General features: G+C 32.3%; 20 protein-coding genes. 7 read left to right on the top strand and 13 right to left on the bottom strand.

From position 1 onward, the window contains the following. Nucleotides 1-101 precede the first annotated feature (101 nt). From P7122_RS01840 to P7122_RS01810, 7 genes are all read right to left on the bottom strand, one after another. Nucleotides 102-473: a hypothetical protein gene (locus P7122_RS01840; RefSeq protein WP_278004077.1), complete on the bottom strand. Its 372-nt coding sequence runs from the start codon at nt 471-473 to the stop codon at nt 102-104. A 143-nt stretch (nt 474-616) separates the two neighbouring features. Next, nucleotides 617-3,031, bottom strand: a complete 2,415-nt coding sequence (locus P7122_RS01835; RefSeq protein WP_278004076.1) for a TonB-dependent receptor — start codon at nt 3,029-3,031, stop codon at nt 617-619. After that, nucleotides 3,021-3,494 carry a PepSY-like domain-containing protein gene (locus tag P7122_RS01830; protein ID WP_278004075.1) on the bottom strand — a complete coding sequence of 158 codons (474 nt, stop codon included), beginning with the start codon at nt 3,492-3,494 and terminating at the stop codon, nt 3,021-3,023. Before P7122_RS01830 ends, P7122_RS01835 begins: the two co-directional genes overlap by 11 nt. Before the next feature lie 11 nt (nt 3,495-3,505). Beyond that, complete coding sequence (locus P7122_RS01825; RefSeq protein ID WP_278004074.1) at nt 3,506-4,270, bottom strand: COG4705 family protein; 765 nt, start codon at nt 4,268-4,270, stop codon at nt 3,506-3,508. A gap of 3 nt (nt 4,271-4,273) precedes the next feature. Beyond that, the gene (locus P7122_RS01820) at nt 4,274-4,840 is read right to left on the bottom strand and encodes a phosphatase PAP2 family protein (protein ID WP_278004073.1); all 567 of its coding nucleotides are present in this window, start codon (nt 4,838-4,840) and stop codon (nt 4,274-4,276) included. 10 nt (nt 4,841-4,850) lie between these two features. Further along, entirely contained in the window at nt 4,851-5,426 is a 576-nt protein-coding gene (locus P7122_RS01815; RefSeq protein ID WP_131506055.1) for a phosphatase PAP2 family protein, read from the bottom strand. Nucleotides 5,427-5,538: 112 nt separating this feature from the next. Beyond that, nucleotides 5,539-6,420, bottom strand: coding sequence for a diacylglycerol/lipid kinase family protein (locus tag P7122_RS01810; protein WP_278004072.1), 882 nt, complete (start codon nt 6,418-6,420; stop codon nt 5,539-5,541). A gap of 232 nt (nt 6,421-6,652) precedes the next feature. Here P7122_RS01810 and P7122_RS01805 point away from each other — a divergent pair, with 232 nt between their 5' ends. Further along, nucleotides 6,653-7,540, top strand: a complete 888-nt coding sequence (locus tag P7122_RS01805) for a phosphatase PAP2 family protein (RefSeq protein ID WP_278004071.1) — start codon at nt 6,653-6,655, stop codon at nt 7,538-7,540. After that, on the top strand, nt 7,518-9,035 hold the full coding sequence (gene eptA, locus P7122_RS01800; protein WP_278004070.1) for a phosphoethanolamine--lipid A transferase EptA: 1,518 nt from the start codon (nt 7,518-7,520) through the stop codon (nt 9,033-9,035). Before P7122_RS01805 ends, eptA begins: the two co-directional genes overlap by 23 nt. 18 nt (nt 9,036-9,053) lie before the next feature. Here eptA and P7122_RS01795 read toward each other — a convergent pair whose 3' ends face one another. Together P7122_RS01795 and P7122_RS01790 are read right to left on the bottom strand one after the other, a co-directional pair. After that, complete coding sequence (locus P7122_RS01795) at nt 9,054-10,307, bottom strand: sensor histidine kinase (RefSeq protein ID WP_278004069.1); 1,254 nt, start codon at nt 10,305-10,307, stop codon at nt 9,054-9,056. 3 nt (nt 10,308-10,310) lie between these two features. After that, nucleotides 10,311-10,985, bottom strand: coding sequence for a response regulator transcription factor (locus P7122_RS01790; protein ID WP_278004068.1), 675 nt, complete (start codon nt 10,983-10,985; stop codon nt 10,311-10,313). Between the two features lie 735 nt (nt 10,986-11,720). Between P7122_RS01790 and P7122_RS01785 the strand changes: the two genes are divergently transcribed. The 5 genes from P7122_RS01785 (at nt 11,721) to P7122_RS01765 (ending at nt 18,856) form a co-directional block, all read left to right on the top strand. Then, nucleotides 11,721-12,698: an AraC family transcriptional regulator gene (locus P7122_RS01785; RefSeq protein WP_278004067.1), complete on the top strand. Its 978-nt coding sequence runs from the start codon at nt 11,721-11,723 to the stop codon at nt 12,696-12,698. Nucleotides 12,699-12,850: 152 nt separating this feature from the next. Beyond that, nucleotides 12,851-13,969 (top strand): type 1 glutamine amidotransferase domain-containing protein, encoded by a 1,119-nt coding sequence (locus tag P7122_RS01780; RefSeq protein ID WP_278004066.1) that lies wholly within the window; start codon nt 12,851-12,853, stop codon nt 13,967-13,969. A gap of 122 nt (nt 13,970-14,091) precedes the next feature. Further along, complete coding sequence (locus P7122_RS01775) at nt 14,092-14,817, top strand: DUF4386 domain-containing protein (RefSeq protein WP_278004065.1); 726 nt, start codon at nt 14,092-14,094, stop codon at nt 14,815-14,817. Next, nucleotides 14,814-15,686, top strand: a complete 873-nt coding sequence (locus tag P7122_RS01770; RefSeq protein WP_278004064.1) for an ABC transporter ATP-binding protein — start codon at nt 14,814-14,816, stop codon at nt 15,684-15,686. Before P7122_RS01775 ends, P7122_RS01770 begins: the two co-directional genes overlap by 4 nt. Before the next feature lie 2 nt (nt 15,687-15,688). Continuing rightward, entirely contained in the window at nt 15,689-18,856 is a 3,168-nt protein-coding gene (locus P7122_RS01765) for an ABC transporter permease/M1 family aminopeptidase (protein ID WP_278004063.1), read from the top strand. Nucleotides 18,857-18,907: 51 nt separating this feature from the next. Here the strand turns inward: P7122_RS01765 and gloA2 are convergent, their stop codons facing one another. From gloA2 to P7122_RS01745, 4 genes are read right to left on the bottom strand one after another with little or no spacing between them, the layout of a single operon-like run. After that, complete coding sequence (gene gloA2, locus P7122_RS01760) at nt 18,908-19,294, bottom strand: SMU1112c/YaeR family gloxylase I-like metalloprotein (protein WP_437130082.1); 387 nt, start codon at nt 19,292-19,294, stop codon at nt 18,908-18,910. Further along, nucleotides 19,294-20,259, bottom strand: a complete 966-nt coding sequence (locus tag P7122_RS01755; protein ID WP_278004062.1) for a TIGR03571 family LLM class oxidoreductase — start codon at nt 20,257-20,259, stop codon at nt 19,294-19,296. Before P7122_RS01755 ends, gloA2 begins: the two co-directional genes overlap by 1 nt. A gap of 58 nt (nt 20,260-20,317) precedes the next feature. Then, a complete protein-coding gene (locus P7122_RS01750; protein WP_278004061.1) occupies nt 20,318-21,256 on the bottom strand; it encodes an aldo/keto reductase in 939 nt (312 codons plus the stop codon). 4 nt (nt 21,257-21,260) lie between these two features. Then, nucleotides 21,261-22,466 (bottom strand): MFS transporter, encoded by a 1,206-nt coding sequence (locus P7122_RS01745; protein WP_278004060.1) that lies wholly within the window; start codon nt 22,464-22,466, stop codon nt 21,261-21,263. Nucleotides 22,467-22,468: the final 2 nt, after the last annotated feature.

Genomic DNA, 22,468 nt, shown 5'->3' with positions numbered 1-22,468 from the left:
AATATTAATTCGGTTAAACTTTTCGATAAGACTTGTGATAGTTATCGAACAAAAAGACCTATGAGGTCTTGAAAGGATAAAGTTATCCTGTAAAAACCAAATTAAACTTGAGGGGGGTGGAAAGGGGATTCCAAGTATCTTGAGCTAAAGATTTCTTTATGTGGATTAATTTGTTTCCTCTCTTCAATGATAAATTGATTAATTGAGAGAATGTTATTGTTAGTAACATACAATAGCAAAGATTGGCAACACTGTTGATGAGAATGAGCTGGTATGCCCTGTTCATCAGAATCATTATGATGTTCTTCTTTTTCGGTGTTATTATAAATATAATCTTCAACTACATATTCAAGGAAAGAGTCTCCATAAATTTTATGGTCTTGATAATGGGTAATAACTTTTGAAATGTCTTTAATTGGGCCACAAAAGTCCATATCTATGCTTATCCCTTGAAAAAGGAATAAAATAGACATAGATATGGAAAAGAATATTTTCATAAAGCTGTACAAATATACTAATAATTGGATGCAATGGCTGTGCAAAGAATTTACATCTATTTAAAATTATAATATAAAAGCAGTTTACTGAAAAGACTCTAATAATTTAGTTTACTTAGTTAAAACTTATACTTATAACCTAAACGAATCACTTGGGTTTCATAATAGTCATTGCTTGTGAAATTAAATGTTTCTCCATTTACTTCTTTTTTAATTACCAAGGTATTGAACAAGTCGGTAGCATTAAGAAATAGTTCTCCTTTATTGTTCTGTATTGGTTTTTTAATGCCAAAATCTATCGAAAAACGAGATTTAATTTTACCTTGAGGGATAATATCAGGTGCTAAATAAATTGAGGTCAATTGTGCTTCAATTTCTTTAGGCAATTTCGCTAAAACATTGAGTTTAATGTTTCCTGAATATGCTGTTTGCTCTGATATTGAAATGGTGTTTTCTACTGGATATTTATTAAGTACAGAAAAGGCATCAATTTTATTGTAATAACCATTCATATTCAGATTAGCCGACCATACGTCTGACAACTTTTTATCTACAACAATTTCCAAACCTGTATTAAAACTATTTCCTGCATTGTGCGACACATTATAAATTAAGTTAGAATCACCTTCAGTAGTTGCAATTCTGGTAATAGTACCATCGGTTATTCTATGGTATAATGCGGTATATAAATACCCTTTATTCCATTGGTTTTTATAACCCAATTCAAATGAATTTGTAAACTGTGGATTAAGAGCTGGATTTCCAACTTTAATAATTTCGGCATCGTCATACTTTGGAAAAATACGAATATCTACTTCATCTGGTCTATCTACACGTCTATTGTAAAATGCTGAAAGTCTATTTTTATCATTAATTTTATAACTAATCCTTGCATTAGGAAATGGTTGAAAATAGTTATAACCATTACTTTGGTAAGTATTATGATTTGGGTCTACTTGATACTCTAAATTCACATATTCTAACCGTAGACCCGCTTCGGCTTCCCAATTTTCAGTTTCGTAAGTGTAATTGGTATATACAGCTGGGATAATTTCTTTGTATTCTGCTTTACCATCTGCACCAGTATCTAATACCGAGTTTTCATCGGATGGATTGAATTGCATATCAGTTGGGATTATTCTATTTCTAAACTTAAAGCCAGTTTCTAAAAAACCATTTTTTAAAGGTTTAGAGTAATCTAACGCTACATCAACCACTTTTTGGTCAGCTATAAGAAAAAAGGATTCTTCTTCAATAAAGGAAGGTGTGGTATTCGTGAAAAAATATTTTTCATCTTCTCTATCAAACGTGTAATTGAATGAAGCGTTTAACTTATGCCCAGGTTGTGAAAATTTATGTTCAAAGTTAGCCGAAAACATTGCAGCTGTTAAGACTTCATCTTCTAAAAATTGCCATAACCTTAATTGTTCTGTTAATTGTTGGTTATAGAATGGTTGGTCTCCATAATCCTTAATACTTTCCTTACTAAAAAGTCCTGATATTGTGAGCGTATTGTTATCATTCATAAACCAATCCAATCCTGCTTTTGATGTGAAAAAATTAGTATTTCTATTGCGTTTTAATTGTTGATTTATCACAGTGCCATCATCGTAACTACGAGTTGTAAACTCATTTTTATTTAAGGTTTCTGTGTATAAATTATCTGCTTGCAAAAAGAAGTTTATTTTTTCTTTTCTGTAATTAAGCGCTATGGATGGATTTATTTTAGGCGTCATTTTATATTGTGGTCTTATACCTGGTAAATTTTCTTTCCTTTCCCATAAAGCTCCCAGACCAGTTGTAATACCCAATGTTCCGTTAAAACCGTTTTGATTTTCTTTCTTTAGAATGATGTTAATAATACCCGCATTACCATTGGCATCATATTTTGAAGAAGGATTATTTATAATCTCAATTCTTTCAATAGCTGATGTAGGAATGTTATCCAATCCGTTTTGATTACCAAAACCTGTAATTGCCGTTTGTTTATCATCTATTAGCACTAATACTTTGTCGCTACCACGTAATTGCACTTTACCTTCTTGTGTTGTTATACCTGGCAAATTTTTTAATGATTGTAAAACCGTTCCGCCACTTTGTGAAATATTAGCACTTACAGCATAGGTTTTTTTGTCCATTTTACTACCTATGGCTTCTTTCTTTGATGTTATTACTACTTCATCTAAATGTGATACATCTTCTTCTAAAGCTATCGTACCCAAATCTAAATATTTGGAATTTGCACCAACATAAATAGTGTTTGAATATGTTTTAAAACCAATAAATGATACTTCAATTAAATAATTACCCGAGCTTACATTTTCGAGCGTAAATACACCTTCGTCATTGGTAATAACACCTGCCACAAACTCGTTGGTAGTGTTGTTATTTTTTAAAACCACATTTACATAAGCTAAAGGCTCCTTTAAATTAGCATCTATAATTTTTCCTGATACAGTTGTGTTTTGGACTTGTGACCACGTTAACACAGACCATAAAAATATAATAGTGTTTACTAAAATTTTAATCCTCATCTGATTCGTTTTCTTCTTCTTCTTCTTCTTCTTCTTTTGTTAGATTTCCTTTGTGGTCAATAGTTACTTCATACTCTTGCTCACCTATTTCAATTTCAAATTCGTAGGATTTACCTTGTGCTGTTTCTGATATTTCTACGTCTTCGATATCATAATCAGTAAAATTTTTATCCAATATGTTTTTGATGTTAGTAGGAATATCAGATTTTTTAATTTCGTATTCTGTTTCTAACCATTCGCCCTTATTAGAGAAATTTGCAGAATACTCCATATGGTTCATTTTAAAATCGGCTTCCCATTCGTTTTCGTTTTCCTTACTCCATTCTACTTTTTTAGCTTTTGGAAACTTATTCGCAAAACTTGATATTACGGATTGCGGTGCAATTTTTTCATTCTTGTTTTGTGCACAAGATGTAAAGGCTACTGTTATAGCCAAAATTGTTAGTACATTTAGTGTTTTCATTTTAAAAATTATTAAAGTTTATAAATTGTTTGTTCTATTTTTTGTCTTCTGTGTTCTAGGTAAATGAGTAGTACAATTACGATTAGAGCAACCATTGATGCATTTAATGTCCCTAGGTCTAAACCGCCTTTTGCTGTAGGTTTTGTTAAAAAATCTCCGAATGTTGCGCCAAAGGGTCTTGTGAAAATAAACGCCAACCAGAACAAAACAACTTCGTTTATTTTGGTAGCATAATGCACTACTACAACTACTATTATAATTGCAGCTGTAACAAAAGCACCTTGCAGATAGGATAAGCCCACTACATCACTTAAATAATCTCCAAATGCTGTACCTAAGCTGTTTGAAAACAATATTGCTATCCAATAGTATATTTCTTTATTCTTACTAATTATTGGGAACACATTTAAGCTTTTGTGTTTCTTTTTCCACAGAAACAATGTTATTATTAAACCCACGAATAGTAAAATGCTTCCTCCTGTATACCCAAGATGTAATGATCTGTCTATAAAATCGGATATTTCTGTTCCTAAAGTAGTTGTAGCAATAATGACTAACCAGTACACGTACGGAATATATTTTTTACAATTAAGTTGAACCAAAAGAATGATTATGAAAACTAAACCTGTAATTCCAAGACTAATTAAATATCCTAGGTTTAATGTCATTGAAATAAAATCTCCAAAGGTTTCCCCTAATGTGGTAGCTACAATTTTCATTAACCAAAACAAAATGGTTATCTGTGCTACTTTATTGAGCTGATTGTTTGTTTCCATTTTTTAAAATTTATATGTAAGGCCAATTAAATAGTTATTGTTTTTTCCAGAAAATGTCAGTTCGTAGTGTTCTTTTTGATATGGCGTTGTAAATAAATAAGTACTACCAACACCAACCACAATGCCTCCTAGCACATCCCAACCGTCGTGTCTGTCATTTATACCTTCTATTCTTGTGTAAGCAACTATACCAGCAATGGCATAGGCAGGAATACCGTAAGACCATCCGTACCGTCTTTGAATAAAAGAAGCTCCAGAAAATGCGACTGCTGTATGCCCAGAAGGAAATGCTTTACCATCCGTTCTTCCATCTGGTCTTGGCTTATCTATACCATATTTTAAGGCGTAGGTAAGTGCTAATGTTGTTCCGTAAGATTTTGTGAATTGCCAAAGTCCTTTTTTGTCCTTATTGGCAATTATCATAATCAAAGAAGTTAATGCTGGTGCGTGTTGTGCATAATCACCGAATACTTCTAAATTGGTTTCTCTCCTTATTTCAGATGGTGAATCTTCTTGAGAGAATATTATAAATGGTATTAACCCGACAATAATATTAAAGATATATTTCATTCTAAAAACATTAAAATTTGTAAGTAAACCCTAATAGATAGCCTCCATCTTCTTTATTAAAAGTAAGCTCCATATGCTTTTGCTGATATTCTGTAGTAAATAGTAGGTTACTACCAAGACCAATAGCTGCGCCTGCCAATACGTCAAGAATGTCGTGTTTTTTAGAATCGATTCTGCTTGCAGCTGTAAAACCAGCCAATGCATAAGCTGGTATACTATATTTAAAACCATATCTTCTATGAATATATCCAGCACTATGAAATACGGTAGAAGTGTGCCCTGAAGGAAATGAGTTATCATTACTCATATCTGGTCTTTGTTTATTTATACTTAATTTTAGACCATATGTTATCGCTTCTGTTAGTAATAATCCTTTAGTAAATTGCCAAGCTCCTTTTTCATCTCCGATGATAAAAGAGGTGCCGATTGTTGCTGCTGGCAATGCAAACAGAATAACGTCTCCAATTTTTTGAGTTGTCCCTACATCTGGTTTTGTTTGACTAGTATCTTGTGCTTGGGTTGGTAAGATTACTAAAAACAATGTGACACATACAAGCAGTGAAATTTTTAAGTTTGTGATTTTCATTTATACTATAGCTATTAATTAGTGTAGACTTTTCTATATCTAATTTTATTTTAGCTAAAAGTATTATTGAAATCTTAAGCAATTTTAAAGCCTGTTTTGAATAATAAAGACTTTAAACTAATACGTTCAAAGCCTTTCTTTGAATTGATATTAAAAGTGTCTCTTCATTAATTTGTGAAGATTCCCCATCTATTTGAGATAGATAAAAAGCTCCTTGAGTTCTATAGAGAGTAAGTGAATCTGATTGATAACAAATCGCTTCTTTAAGTAAATTTGGTTTTTTTAAAAGTAGGCATAAACCAAAATATAACATTTTTAACACACTTATTTTTGGAACTATAACAATATCTAAAAGGCCATCTTGCAAAGAGGCTTTAGGTGTAAGGCTCATATCATAACCCAAAGTATTAGAATTTGAAACAAAAACTAAAAATGGGTCCGTAACATCTGTTTTATCATTAATACGAATATTTAATTTGTTTTTTTTAGAATAATAAAACAATGATTTTAATGTTGCCGTCACATAACTTGACAAGGTTCTTTTGTTTTGTTCTTCATAGTTTTTAATGACAGATGCAGAAAAGCTAAAACCTGTATTACTAAAGAAGTAACGTTGATTAATTTGACCAACATCAATTCTAATTTTATTATTTTTTTTAATTAAAAGAAGAGCTTTGTGAATATTTCTAGGAATATTCAATGTTGATGCTAAACCATTACCTGAACCTATAGGAATAACACCTAATTGAATAGATGTACCAACCAATGTCGAAGCTACTTCATTTATCGTTCCGTCTCCACCACAAGCTACTATAATAGTTGCTTTTTGAAAAATAGACTCTTTGGACAAAACCAAAGCGTGCCCTTTATAAATTGATGACTTAATAGTTATGTTGTACTTATCTGCTTCAAAATAATCTTGAAGAAAACTTTCTGAAAAATTGTTTCTTCCTTGACCAGCAATTGGATTGACTATAAAGTGGATATCTATCAAAATACAATTTTATTTTCTAAAAAGTCTTCACAAAGCACTTCCTAATCTTATAAGACTTATTAAAATTTTTAGCGAAAAGTAATCTTCAATTCTAAAGAAATATTAAAGCACAAAATACCTTCTTAAAAATTCCTTTAGAATTGAATTGTAATGTTGCTATGTGTAACCTTCAAGCTGCAGTGTTAGCAATTGGTTTCATTTCATATCTATAATAGAATAAACACCAATTATAATGATAGAAACGCCAATACTACTAGATGATATACCTAGTGAACACAATTTTAAAGTGAGTATCAAAGATAATTTTCAACAAGTGAGATTAAATCAGTTGTTTGTTCCAATTATTTTATTCACAATGATTTTTTGCTTTTTTGTGTATGCTATGCAAGGTTCGTTTGTTAACATCTATGTAGAATCTCAAAAAGATGTATTTTTAAAGCTGAATAGCATTTTATCTGTATATCCAAACTTTGCCCATAACATCTCTTATTTGGGCGATGCGTTAGTGCTCTTCCCTTTTGTTTTTATATTTCTTTTTATCAAACCTAAACTCTGGGAAGCTATAATTATATCATCTCTCTTTACATTGATTACCTCTGCCGTACTTAAACTTATTTTTGCTGTACCTAGACCAGCAGCTATGATAAATATGGAAACTTTCACAATTATGGGTAGACCAAATATATTGCATACCTCATTACCTTCAGGACACGCGATGACAGCATTTATGGTAATTTCGATATTGTTGTATGCTTTTATGCCAAAGAAAATGTCAAGTAGGATAATTTGGACTACACTTCTTATTACTATCGGTCTTATTATCGGTTTTTCAAGAGTAGCAGTTGGTGCACATTATCCTTTAGATGTCGTTGTGGGATGCATACTTGGTTATATTATGGCAATTTTTGGTATAAAAATCACTACAAAACTAAATTGGTTAAACTGGCTGAAAAAAAGAAAATTCTATCCAATTATTATGCTAATTTTTTCAATTTGGGGGTACTTGATTAGTCTAAAATTAATAAAGCATAATATGGTGATTTTTTACCTTTCTTTATCAGCATTAATTGTAACGTTTTTTGTAATAATATATAAATATGTTAAAACAGCTAAAGCTTAAATATTACGCAATACTGGTTAGTCTGGTTAACCTTGTGTTTTATCAATATCCATTTTTCAAGTTTGTTCTAGCTTCCAGCAATACAAAAAGTGTAAGTGGTGTCCTGTTACTTTTAAGCCTTATTATTGCTGCCATAGTTTTAAATGCCTTTGTTTTTTATATAGGTCTTTATTTACTGCGAACTGTTGGAAAGTGGCTAATTGCTATATTTTTCAATATTAGTGCTATTGCAGTTTATTTTATAAACACTTATGGCATCATCATAGATAGAAGTATGATTGGTAATGTTTTTAATACCAATTATGAAGAATCTAGCAGTTTTATATCATTTGGTCTACTTTTATATATCCTGTTTTTAGGATTATTACCTAGTTTTTTTCTCTTTAAATTTGAAATTATAAGACCACAGCTAAAGCGTTTTTTAATAAGTGCTGGCTTGACCTTATTATTTCTTGGGATTTTGGTTTTTGTAAATTCTTCAAATTGGTTGTGGATAGATAAAAATTCAAAAACATTAGGTGGCTTGGTAATGCCTTGGTCTTATGTTGTAAATACCAGTAGGTATTATAATCATATAAATAAAAAGAATAAAAAACAGATTCTTCTCCCTGAGGCAACTATTGCAAATAATCAAAAATCCGTCGCGGTTTTGGTTATTGGTGAGTCTGCCAGAAGTGGTAATTTTTCATTATATGGTTACGAAAAGAACACCAACCCATTACTATCGCAAATAGAAGATCTAAAATATTTTGATGCTGAATCTTGTGCTACATACACTACAGCTGGTTTACAGTGCATTTTAGAGCACCAAGACACAGGAAAACTCTATGAAATACTACCCAATTACTTATACAGAAATGGTGTGGATGTTATATGGAAAACTACCAATTGGGGTGAGCCTAAAGTAATTATTGAAAATTTTCAAAATAAGGAAATGTTACGAGAAAATTGTAAGGGAACTGATTGTGATTATGATGGTATACTTCTTAAAGGACTTAAAGAAGAAATACTGGCAAGTAAAAAAAATAAAATTCTTATTGTACTACATACTAGCACTAGTCACGGTCCAACATATTATAAAAAGTACCCAAAGCAATTTGAACAATTTACGCCTGTTTGTAAAAGTGTTGAGTTGGCCGATTGCACCCAACAAGAATTGATAAACGCCTACGATAATACAATTTTGTATACTGATTACTTGGTTGCAAACCTTATTGAAAATTTAAAGGAATTAACCGCATACAAAACTTCTATGATATACATATCTGACCACGGTGAATCTTTAGGGGAAAAAGGACTGTATATGCACGGAATCCCTTCTAGTTTAGCTCCAAAAGAGCAATTGGAAATTCCATTTATTGTTTGGACATCTGAGGGTTCTGAAATAATTAAAGAAAATCAAGACCATTCACAACAAAACATTTTTCATAGTGTATTAGACTTTTTAGCCATAGAAAGCCCAATCTACGATGAAGATATGAGCATCTATAAATGATGAAGTAGAATTTATAAACTATTTTGTTGAAAAATTCACTGAAAAAAAATGGTGCATTTTTTCAAATTTATATGACACCTTAAATTGATATAAATCACATATTTTCTTAACAATTGCCAAACCTAAACCTGTAGATTTCGTTTCATTTGACTCTCTGTAAAACCGATGAAATAATTTACTTGGATGCTCTAAAGCTTTTTCACCAAAATTAGAAATAACAAATGAGGACTTATCACTAACAATAGTTATAACCTCTTCAGAATTATTGTGTTTTATGGCATTTGATATAAGATTATTAATCAATATCTCTGCAAGATATGGATCCATGGTAATATTAAGCATATCATTTGATGCATGGAGCATCTTTGACATTTTTAGCTCTTTAAAACTCTCTACTTTATTATTTATAATTTCAGTTAGATTAACATTTTCTACGGTTACAAATTGATTATTATCTATTTTAGTAAGTATTGTAATACGTTTATTTAGTTGCTTTAGTTTTTGAATATCTTTTTGAATAGACGTAATCTGTATAAACTGTACTTCATTTATTTCTTGTGAATTGATAATGTTGTCTAATTTTGCTTGAATAATTGCTAATGGTGTTTGCATTTCGTGAGATACATCTTCAGTAAACTGCTTTAGGTTTTCATAATCTGCACGTACTTTATTGGTAAGTGTAGTAATTTCATTCTTTAATTCTGAAAACTCTAATACGTCACTTTCAACAAGTTCTAGTGGTGCTTTTGAAGAAAGCGAAAAACGTTTCATTTGCTCTAAATTTTTAAAAAATGGTTGCCATAATTGAAGATTTCTTGAGGTATTAAAATAAAACAGAAACACAAAAGCTAACCCAAATATGATAACATTGGATAAAACGATAGCAATAAGAAAGTCTTCAGATTCAACAACCATTTCTCTTATGGTTATTTGGTAGTTCTTTCCGTTTATTTTTCTATAGTTAGAATACTCCCTAAAAAGTTCCATTTCTTGTTGAGAAGGGTCGTAAATAACGGTGTCCTTTAAAACTCTGTCTTTTAAAGATTTAACTTCGTTAACCTCTAAAATAGGGGGTAATGAGCCAACGGTTTTACCTGATTTTAAAGCATTTTCAACCCTCGCTTCTGTTGAATACAATACTTCTTCAAGTTCATTTTCGAGTTGGTATTTTGTGTAAAAAAAAAGTGCAATTGTACTTAAAACAGCCAAAACTAATCCAGTTAACAAAAATGTTCTTGATGTTTTTTTTATAAGTCTAACCTTATTTGACATATTTTATTCGTCTATAAATTTATACCCGCTGCCATATGCTGTTTTTATGTATTTAGCTCCTTCGGCAGTCAGTTTTTTGCGTAAGTTATTTATATGCACATAAATAAAATCAAAATTGTCTAATAAATCGCTATCGTCTCCCCAGAGATGTTCCGCTATAATCTCTTTTGATAGCACACGTCCTTTATTTGATATAAAAAACACTAATAAATCATATTCCTTCCTTGTTAAAGAAATAGCTTTATCATTTATGTAAGCAGCACGAGATTTAGTATCTATTTTAATTTCATTAAATTCCATTATCTCGCTACCTCCATATTTACCACGACGAAGTACTGCGTTGATTCGGGAATTGAGTTCAGCTAAATGAAATGGCTTTGTAATATAATCATCTGCTCCCAAATCTAATCCTTCTAGTTTATCGGTTAAAGAGTTATTTGCAGAAATAATAATGACCCCTGCATTTTTCTTTTCTTTTTTTATAGTCTTGAGAACGTCTAAACCACTACCTGTCAACAGATTTATGTCCAACACAATTACATCGTATTCATAAATTGAAACTTTTTCAGAAGCTTCTATATAATCTGAAGCTACTTCACAGATGTTACCATCACGCTCTAAATAGGTTGCAATGGATTGTTGTAAATCGTGTTCGTCTTCTGCAATTAAAAACTTCATTGTTGTAAATTTAAAAGGATAAATTTAGTATTACAATCTAAATTTTTTCTAAAGTGAAGTAAGTAAGTCAATACTTTTTATAGCTAGATCTAAATTTGTTCATATTACCGATGAATATAAAATTGAAATAGGGTAAGCTTTTTCTAGTTTGTGAACTAGTGAATAAGAAGCAAAATCAATACACGTTTACATTGTTTGTAAATATTGATTCATTTAACGAGTATATTTAAGGGTATGACACGAAGGCTTTAGTTAATCAGATAAAGTCAGAGAATCGGGCGATGCTTCTCTTTATTTTAAATTTTAATTAATATTATTCAAATTTTAGTTCAGATAAATGATTATTTTTGAATTATATATAGTATAAATCAGAGTACACAATTCAGTACACGATTTTATTGCGGAAAGCCAAAATAAGGGGCAAAATTCGAGGTTTTTTCAAACTCATAACCCGAAGGTCACTGGTTCGAGTCCAGTTCCCGCTACTAAGTTAGACTCAAACAGAAAACTGTTTGGGTCTTTTTTTTGTCTTATTGTTTTAAGTGAATATTATGATTCCTGCATTGAAAAGTAATTTACGTAAATAGCAATTCAACCAAAATACCACTTAAAAGAATTATTGATAATAAATTGTTTATCTTTTGGTTTCAATTATTGATATTTAAACACTTAAAAAGGTCTACCATTGTCCTTAAATAAAGTAGTTTGAAGTCATTAAAAACCTAAGCATCTTATATGGCAGTTGTTTTTTCAACAATATATAATAAAGCTATTCAACTTGCCTTATCCGAAGGTTTAGCTAAAGTGCATCTTAACCACTATATAGATTATAAAGTAGAGAATAAGCGTGTGCCAATGGAACTGTTGCTAGAAGTGTATGAGCTGTCAGCAGATAAGCTACAAGCAGGTTTTGGATTACGACAAGGCAAGCAACTAGATACTACAGATTATGGAACGTTAGGTTTATCTTGGAAAACATGCTTAAAAGCTATCGACGTGTTAAACAATGTAAAACGTTACATGGTTCTGGTTACTGATGATGGCAGTATGGAGCTGGAAGTATGTGAAGATAAAACTAAACTTGTTTTAAACAGAGAGGTTTACAGAACAGGTATAAAAACAGCCAATGAAGCCTCTTTTGTAATGCTGGTTGGAATTTTAAATGAAGTAACAGGCAAAAACATTAAGCCTATAGAAGTTAATTTTAAGCATTCATTTTCTAGTAGTGATTATTTTTCTGAATATTTTGACTGCCCTGTAAACTTTAATGCAACTAAAAATACGTTGATTTTTAACTCTAAAGCATTAGAGGTATCTACAATAAAAGCCGATAAATTTATTCATCAATTTCTGCTGGAACGTATGGAGCAGGAAATATCAAAATTAAGCGAACAAGAAGATGTGCTCACTTCTAAAATCAACAAGCTACTAAAAGAGTCTATGTCTAGTGGTATACCAAGTATTTCACAGGTTGGTGACTATTTGGGCATGAGTGCAAGAACCTTAAAGCGAAGATTGGCAGATAGAAATCTGTCTTTTAGAGAACTTATTCAAAAAAATCAACACGAAACCGCTACTCAATTACTTTCCAATTCATCGCAATCGGTTGGTGAAATAGCCTTCTTAACAGGCTTTTCTGAACAAAGCGCTTTTAATAGAGCGTTTAAAAGGTGGACAGGTCAAGCGCCTAATGAATATCGCAAAAACCTGTAGCCAATTATACTGTCCTCAATAATCAATTTTTTGACTTAAAAAGTCAATACATAAAACATAGATTGTTTGACATTTGTCATTGAACAAAAAACGTTTGAAGTAACAAATTTGCTTTTCATTCGTGTTCTTTATTCAATCAAAACAATCAAAAAATGAAAAAAACTATTTTATGTATCGTCCTTTTTTTACCAATCATCCTACTTTCTCAAACAAAAAATACCAAGAAAAAGGTTTTGATGGTGGTAAGCAGTTATGGAAAAGATATGGGATCTGTAAGACCAGGTTATGAGTTTGATGAATTCTCTCAAGCGTATTTAATTTTTAAAAACAATAATTTATCTATTGATGTTGCTAGCCCAAAAGGCGGCAAAGCAGAGCCAGATAAGTATAACAGTGAAAAGTTATACAACAAAACACTATTGGAAGACAAACAGGCTTTAAGCTTATTAGACAACACCATAGCTACGGCAAACATAAATGCCAATGACTACAATGCTATTTATATTGTTGGAGGTAAAGGTGCCATGTTTGATTTGCCTTTCGATCCTTCTCTTCAGGAAATTATATTGAGTTTATACAAAAGAGAACATACTGTTATTTCATCTGTGTGTCACGGACCAGCAGCTTTTGTAAATGTGGTTGATGATAAAGATTACATTATAAATGGTGTGGAATTAACTAGTTTTTGTAACGTAGAAGAAGAACTTTTTGGGAAAAAATGGGTAAAGGAGTTTCCATTTAGTTTAGAAACCAAATTAGAATCAAGAGGAGCTATTTTTAAACAAACCGATTTTATGCTTTCAAAAGTAGTTGTTTCAGGAAAATTTGTAACTGGTCAAAATCCTTTTTCAACAACAAAATCAGCAGAAGCTGTTGTGGAATCTTTAGGACTTACGCCTGTAAAAAGGGAATTTTATAATGATGAAAGAAGTGCCTATTTAATTCAGGACGTGTTGGATAATACCAAAACTATAGCTTGGGCTGAAAAAGAACTCGCTAAGAACAATGCTAATTACGATTTACCATTGGTGGCTGCGTATGGTTATTACAAGATTTTAGCTTCGACTGAAAATAATGAGGAATTGAAGAAAGGTATTGCATTAGTAGAATTGACTTCACCTCACTTTTTTAATGAAAATCTACAGTATTTATTAGCCAAAACCTATGTGTCGTTAGGCGAGAAAGATAAAGCAAGACACATTGCAAACGATTTGATTTCTAAAGATTTGATGAAAGAAGAATCAGAGAAATTATTGAAAGAGTTGAACTAATTACTGCGTGACATAAACGTATACAAGTGCGGTGTCCCAAATTATCAAATCTTTGGCACTAACAGTCAATAAAAACAAGTGCCTATTTCTGAATTTTGCTTATAAATCAAAACGTCGAAATTATGAAAAGTGTAAAAGCGTTAGCGAGTATAAATCAGATTAGACTCACAGGATTACTTTACTTGTTGGTTATAATTTGTGCTGGTTTTAGTCAAGGGTATGTTAGAGGAACTCTTATTGTTCCAGAAAATGCTGTAGAAACAGCAAATAATATACTTCAAAATAAAGGTTTGTTTCAATTAGGTTTAACTACAGATTTAATAGCATTCCTTTTAGATGCAGTAATAGCTATGATGCTGTATAAGATATTTAAACCTTTCAATAAAACTTTAGCAATGGTGTCTTCAGCCTTTAGACTTATCGCACATCCAGCTATAGGAAGTTTAAATTTATTGAATCACTACATGGCTTTGAAGGTGCTTGAAACAAGCGGTATGTCAGGCGCATTCAGTGAAGCACAAGCTCAGGAAATGAGCAGTCTGTTGATGGAAGCGCATCATTACGGATATTTAATTGCTGGTGGATTTTTTGGTATTCATTGCTTATTACTGGCTATGCTTATATACAAATCCAACGTGTTTCCAAAAGTATTTGGTGGTTTGTTGTTAGGTGCTTCAGCAGGTTATCTTATTGAAACTTTTGGAAATTTTAATGTTCCAGGTTATGAAGGTTATACCGCATTAATAGTAGGAGTTGCAGCTGCTCTTGGTGAGGTAGGATTAACATTTTATATGATTACAAAGGGAACAACATCTTCCTACAAGAATTTAAAAGAATTAGCATTATGAATACCTTAAAAGTCGACAACCTAAATCTAACTTATAAAAATGGCTACAATGCCATTAATGGAATTTCTCTAGAAATAAGGAATGGGATGTTTGGTTTGTTAGGCCCTAATGGTGCTGGAAAATCGTCTTTAATGAAAACAATCGTAGGCTTACAAAAACCAACCTCAGGTTCGATAACGTTTAATGATGTAAACGTAGTGGAAGATGCAGATTATATTAAAAAAAATCTAGGCTTTCTACCACAGGATTTTGGAGTTTACCCTAAAGTGAATGCGTACGATTTATTAAATCATATAGCTATTTTAAAAGGTATTAATAACAAAGCAGAACGTCAAAAACAGATTCAATATTTGTTAGAAAAAGTGAACCTTTGGAACTTTAGAGATAAAGAGGTACACACGTTTTCTGGTGGTATGAAACAGCGTTTTGGTGTTGCTCAAGCTTTACTTGGTGACCCAAAAATCATCATTGTAGATGAGCCAACAGCAGGACTGGATCCAGAAGAACGTAATCGTTTCAATACGCTTCTAAGTGACATTAGTAGTGAGGTTGTCGTGATTTTATCTACTCACTTGGTTGAAGATGTGAAAAACTTGTGTTCTGAAATGACTGTCATGAATAGAGGTCGAATTCTTAAAACAGGAAAGCCTAAAGAATTAATCTCAGAATTAGAAGGTAAAATCTGGTCAAAAAGTATTGCTAATGATGAGTTGGAAATGTACCAATCAGATCTCAACGTTATCAGTCAACAACTTATAGAACGTCAACTTCAAATTACAGTAGTTGCAACTTCACAACCTGAAGGATTTTCACCAGTTGATCCAATATTAGAGCATGTTTACTTTAATGTGCTTTCTCAAAACAGTTAATTATGAATGCTATACTTCAATTTCAATTAAAGCATAGCGCAAATCGTTATGTTTTAGGATTAGCAAGTGTCATATTGCTGGTTATAGGATGGTTTTGTGGCTATAAATTTAACCTAACTGCTGGTGAAGGCATTTATCTTAATTCGCCATACACCATTGGATTTATGATGGCTTTGTTGAGTCTGTCCATGATATTTTTGGCTATTTTATTTGCCTTAGAGATTCTGTTTAAGGAATGGGATACAAAATTTGATATCATGTTATTTTCATATCCTGTTTCCCTTAAAACCTATTTAATAGGGAAGTTTTCAGGATTTACGATAAAAACTTTCTTAAGTTTTTCAATCTTAATTATAGGTTTCGTTATTGGTCAAAACATACGAACAGGAAGCGAAATGCAGTTGGGATTTAGTCTTTGGTCGTATCTCTATCCCTTTTTGATTTTCGGAGTTTTAAACTGCTTTTTCGTTTGTAGTGTCTTATTCATGATTGCTTACACCACACGTAAGAAGTTATTAGTGGTCATTGGAGGATTACTTCTGTATGTGCTTTATATGGTGTTATTGGTGTTTTCTAATTCGCCATTTATGGCAGGAAGCATTCCGCAATCTATTGAAGTACAGCAACTATCATCATTGTTAGATCCTTTTGGGACATCTGCCTATTTCTTTGAGGCTAGAGACTTAAGTGTTTCTGAAAAAAATCAGTTCATCGTGCCACTAAAAGGCTTTTTGACCATTAACCGTATCGTTTATCTGGTATTGTCAATGCTGTTTTTGGTGATTTCTTATCGCTTTTATGCGTTCAATAAAGCGACAAGTAGAAAGGAATTGAAGCGCAAAAAACTTAACCTTAAAGCAGCAATTGTAAGATTAACAAACGTAAAAACACCTGCTCTTAATTTTGGTTTTAAGTCAGAGTTAAGCTCAATTGTTTCCTTTGCAAAGGTTGATTTAATTTACCTGTTTAAAAGCGTAACTATAGTTGCTGTTTCCATGTTATTGGTATTCTTTGTTGGTATGGAAATGTATTCAGATATAGATAAAGGCATACGTTTGCCAAATTATTATGCCAGTTCTGGACTTTTGGCGACTTCTATTTCTCAAAGTTTTCACTTGTTGGGTGCATTCGTTTTAGTGTATTTTATTAATGACATGTATTGGCGTAGTAGTTCTGCCAATTTTTACTTAATAGAAGACAGTGCATTTTTTTCAAAAGCCAAACTGAAAGGCCACTTAATGTCATTGGCTGTATTGTTAGTATTCTTAACTACATTGCTCATAGTACTAGCACTAGTGTTTCAAGTCGGTTATGGATATACCCAAATGGATTGGTTGGCTTATTTGGGAGTTATCATATTCAATACTATTCCGCTTTTCCTTTTTGGTACATTACTACTACTCATCAATAGTATCATTAATAGCAAATATGTAGCCTTAGGTGTTTCAATCTTAGCAGTTGTAGTGTTTACAACACCATTAATAAAGATGTTGTTGCCTTATCCATTATTACATGTTTTTTCAGGATTTAATGGCGTGTTTAGTGACTTAAATGGCTATGGTGCTTACCTGTCAGCTTTTTCAAATAGATTGCTTTTTGGAATTTGTTTTTTAGGGTTACTGTGGATTTTTAATTCGTATATGAAATCAAAACAATGGACTAAAATCAAATCATTTATTGTCGTTATTTTCTTGGGATTGAGCGTTTTTACAAGTTTCAATTTTATGAAAGGTTATACACCAAAAAATGAAGAAGCCCAACTTGTTGAAGCTGTTAATTATGAAAAGAATTACCGTCATTATCAAGACATATCTCAGCCTACAATTACAGATGTAGATACAAAAATAGATTTGTATCCTTCTGAAAATGCTTATGAGATTCAAGGCAAGTATAGACTTCAGAATCTATCAGATGAACCTATACATAAGATTCTATTCAATTTTCATTCTGATTTAAAATTAGAGGACGCAACACTTCAAATACAGAATGAAGAGATTTCAATCGATAAGCATGTGTCAGAGATTGAACTTAATAAACCTTTATTGCCAAGTGATACAGCGACTCTAGAGTTTAGTTTATCATACAAATGGTATGCTGTCAATGGACATCAATCGTTTAATGCTATCGTTACTAATGGCTCATTTATGAGGATTAGCAATTATTATCCATCATTAGGATACCAATCAGATAATGAGATAGAAGATGAGCAAAAACGAGAAGCCTACGAACTTGGAAATCCAACACCTTTAAAGAGGCTTGAAGCACCAGAAGTTTTTGAAAATGACTTTATCAATTTAGATATGATAGTGTCCACAGAAAACAATCAAACACCTATGGGAATTGGTGATGTAGTTAAAACGTGGTTTGAAAACGATAGAGCATTTACACAATATAAAGCCGATAGTATTCCATTTCGATTTGCAGTAGCATCTGCTAAGTACCAAAAACAGTCTATAACCCATCGCAATATTGAGATTGAAGTGCTTTATCATGATATGCATTTTGAAAATGTAGACCGACTACTGAAAAATGCGGTTTTAAGTTTAGATTACTGCATCGATAATTTTAATGGGTACCCATTTGAAAAAATAAGCTTTGTTGAGGTGTCTTCTTTTACAAGCGGATTCGCAGCTACAGCATATCCAGCCACTATTTTTATGACCGAAAACATGATTTTTCACGCTAATATCGAAAGTGATCCAAGCAAAGATGTTATCAATGAATTGGCAGGTCATGAGTTGGCTCATATTTGGTGGGGAAATAGCCAAATAAATCCAGATGAAAGGGAAGGAGCGTCTATGCTTACAGAATCTTTAGCCATGTATACTGAAATGATGATTTACAAAAAACTGTATGGAAAAGAGCGTATGATGGAACGTGTTCAAATTCATCAACAAATTTATGATAACGAAAAAGGTCTTTATGGAGATCTGCCTTTATACAAAGTGCCTTATGGAGCAACACATATAGCTTACTCAAAAGGCGCTATTGCAATGGTAGAATTATCTGAATTAATTGGTGAAGACAAAGTAAATCAAGCGCTAAGAAGCTTTTTGGCTAATAATAAATATCCAAAAAAACCAACGTCTTTAGACTTACTTGAGGAATTTTACAAAGTGTTACCAAATGATGCGTTGAGGTCTGAAGTTGATCAATTGTTTATGAAGTAAACCAAAAATTAGAAACGATTAGTTAAAAAAAATAGGTGACTATTAGATTTTTTACAGTTCATATAATTCAATAGGTAAGTTGTCAGGATCATTAAAGAACGTAAACTTCTTGTTGGTAAACGGATCTATTCTAATACCTTCATGCGTGATGTTCTTTGAGTCTAAGTATTGTAAACTTTCCTCTAAGTTTTTTACACCAAAAGCAATATGACGTAATCCTGCCGCTTCTGGTTGTGATACGCGTTTTGGCGGATTAGGAAACGAAAACAACTCTATTACATATTGATTGTTTAATGCTAAATCTAACTTGTAAGAATCTCGGTCTTCGCGATAGACTTCATGTTTAATAGAGAAACCTAATACTTCTGTATAAAAAGCTTTTGACGCTTCATAATTTGAACAGATAATGGCAATATGATGAACGGACTGTAACTGCATTATGAATTGAAATTTGGTAAAACAATATCGGAAATTTTATCTATTGCCTCATCTAAAAGTGTATCAGATTTTCGTAAATGTAATGCCATGTGGTTTACACCTGCCTCTTCGTAGGCTTTTAATAATTCGGTTAAATGATTAATACCAATTGCACCACCAAAACGATGTGGTTTAAACGTTGCATTATCATCTTTTAACAGGTTTAAATGAAATGCCGAAATATAAGGTTTGCAAGCCTGATCTGTATCGTATAACGTTTCGCACCATCGTTTTCGGTTTAAATAGGTTTCTTCTGGTGTTCTTGGATAATTAAACCAACCATTAGCATTTTTAGCAATCCACTCGAGACTTTGTCCGGAATGTCCTGCAACGACTAGCGGAATTTGATGTTTTGGTTTTGGATATACCTCAACACCTTTATTTAAAAAAGGATATATGGTCGATAAATCGCTGTTGGTTTTCCAAGCCTCTTGCATAATGTTTAGATGATCTCTAAACAATTTTGGTCGCTCTTTATAATCGATGCCATACATAGGAAACTCAACAGGTCTATCACCCAAACCTAAACCTAAAATAAGTCGGCTGTCGCTTAGATGTTCAATGGTAGCAGTTGCTTTTGCAAGTTTTATAGGTTGATGTAATGGTGAAACTATTGCAGCTGTACCTAACAACACATTTTTAGTTGAGGCAGATAAATACCCTAAATAACTTAAGGTGTCAAATAACTGTGCGCCATCACCAAAATTAGGATCATAAACGGGTACTTCTCTAATCCAAACTGCAGCAAAACCAGCCTTATCAATTTGTTTAACGTACTGTAAATGCTTGTTTATATCTGGCACACCAAATGGTCTGCCGTCTTCTTTTCGTTTTTTATCGCCTTCTAAAGACCAATCGTTATCTAACGGAAACTCAATACCAAGTGTCATTTTACCTGGTGTGTAGAGTTTATCAAAATTTTTCATAGCAATTTTTTGAATTCAATAACATCAGGTAACTATACAGCTACCTGATGTTGTTTTATTAAGCATTCCAGATACTATTTGCGGTATATGGACCGTTTTCAACTTCCCAAAAGGTACCATCTATAAAACGATGATGTTTATCTAAAGCTTCAATACGTTTCATATCGTCTTCTTTCAATTCAAAATGAATGGTGTCAAAGTTTTCTTGAAGACGTTTTGGGTTAACCGATTTTGGTATTACCGAAACACCACGTTGTATATTCCAAGCTAAAAGTACCTGTGCTGCAGTCATGTTATTAGCGGTTGCGATGTCGTTAATAGTCTTGTTTTTCAACAGATTTAAATCGTCATCTTCATTTGCACCAGAACCAATTGGCGCATAAGCCGTCATGTGAATGCGATGTACTTTAGCGAATTCTAACAGTTCGTTTTGTTGTAAAAATGGATGCACTTCTACCTGAAGCATTTCTGGTAAATGTTTAGCATGATCAATAATATCTATCAAATGATTTTGATTGAAATTACTCATCCCAATATGCTTAGTTAAGCCTTGTTCTAAAGCATCTTCCATACCTTTCCATGTGTCTGTAAGTGGTTTGTCTTCAAGCGGAATAAATTCTTCTGCTGTTTTAGGAAACTCGACACCTTTTTTAAAGGCAACTGGCCAATGGATTAGGTACAAATCTAAATACTCTAACTGTAAATCGTTTAAGGTGTTTTGTAACGCAGGAATAACGTTTTCTCTTCCATGAGAATCGCTCCATAATTTAGAAGTAATCCATAAGTCTTCACGTGTAACAATACCTTCTTTAATGGCATCTGCAATAGCGTTTCCTACTTCTTTTTCGTTACCATATACTGATGCACAATCAATATGTCTATATCCAATTTTAATAGCTTCGTATACTGACGTGTACACTTCGTTAGGTTCTGACCTGAAGGTACCAAGACCTAAAATTGGCATTTCGTCGTTATTTCTAAATTGTAAAGTTTTCATGGTTTTAAAGTTTTTCTTTTTTGTATAAAATTAAAGTGATTAAAAAGCCGACTATTACTAATATACTACCTACCCAAGGTGTTGCGCCAACACCAAGTGAAGATTCAATAATAAGTCCGCCAACATAAGCGCCAATTGCAATACCTACATTAAAGGCTGCAATATTTAAAGCAGATGAAACATCTTCGGTTCCTGGTAAATATTTTTCAGACATTTTTACCACATACAATTGTAATGCTGGTACGTTAGAAAAGGCTAATATGCCCATAAAAAATAGTGTAACAACCGACCATATTTGGCTAGATGCTGTAAAATAAAGTATAAATAATACTATAGCTTGTAAGGCAAACATCACTATTAAGGCTTTTCCTGGTTTTTTGTTAGATACTTTACCGCCAATTACGTTTCCTAATGCAATTGCAATACCGTAAACCAGTAATAAAACACTCGTCATATTTGATGAAAAACCAGTAACCTCCTCTAATAATGGTGCTAAATAAGTAAAGGTTACAAAAGTACCACCATAGCCTAAAGCTGTGATAGAAAGCACCAGTAAAATAGAACGATTTTTAAGTACTTTTAACTGATCTACAATACGAAGTGGTTTTGATGTTTTAATCGACGCTGGTACCAAAAAGTAACTTGCTACCGCACCAATAATTCCTAAAATAGCAACACCTATAAAGGTGGCACGCCATCCAAAATTTTGCCCTATATAAGTTCCTAATGGTACACCAGTAACAATTGCTACAGTTAAACCTGCAAACATTATAGAAATGGCATAAGCACGCTTATCTTCTGGTACTAAACTAGCTGCAATTGTTGAGCCTATTGAAAAAAACACACCATGCGCAAAACCTGTTAAGATTCTTGCTAAAATTAGTAAGATAAAACTTGGCGCAATAGCTGCTAATCCGTTACCAATTATAAACAACAGCATTATAGCAATTAGCAGTCGTTTTCTTGCGATCTGGCTTGTTAAAGCAGTCAATACTGGCGCACCAATCGCAACACCAACTGCGTATAAACTGACTAATAAACCTGCAGAGGATATTGAGGTGTTTAAATCGTTTGCTACTGTTGGCAGTAAGCCAACAATAACAAACTCTGTAGTTCCTATACCAAATGCACTTATGGTTAATGCCCATAATGCAGCTGGTAAACTTTTACGTTTAGATTTAGCTTTTAGAGTTGCTGTTTGCGTTTCCATTT

The organism is Winogradskyella marincola (genome assembly GCF_029624125.1).
Classification (GTDB): domain Bacteria; phylum Bacteroidota; class Bacteroidia; order Flavobacteriales; family Flavobacteriaceae; genus Winogradskyella; species Winogradskyella marincola.
The sequence above is the reverse complement of the archived record's forward strand: the minus strand, read 5'-3'. Positions and strand labels throughout refer to the sequence as shown.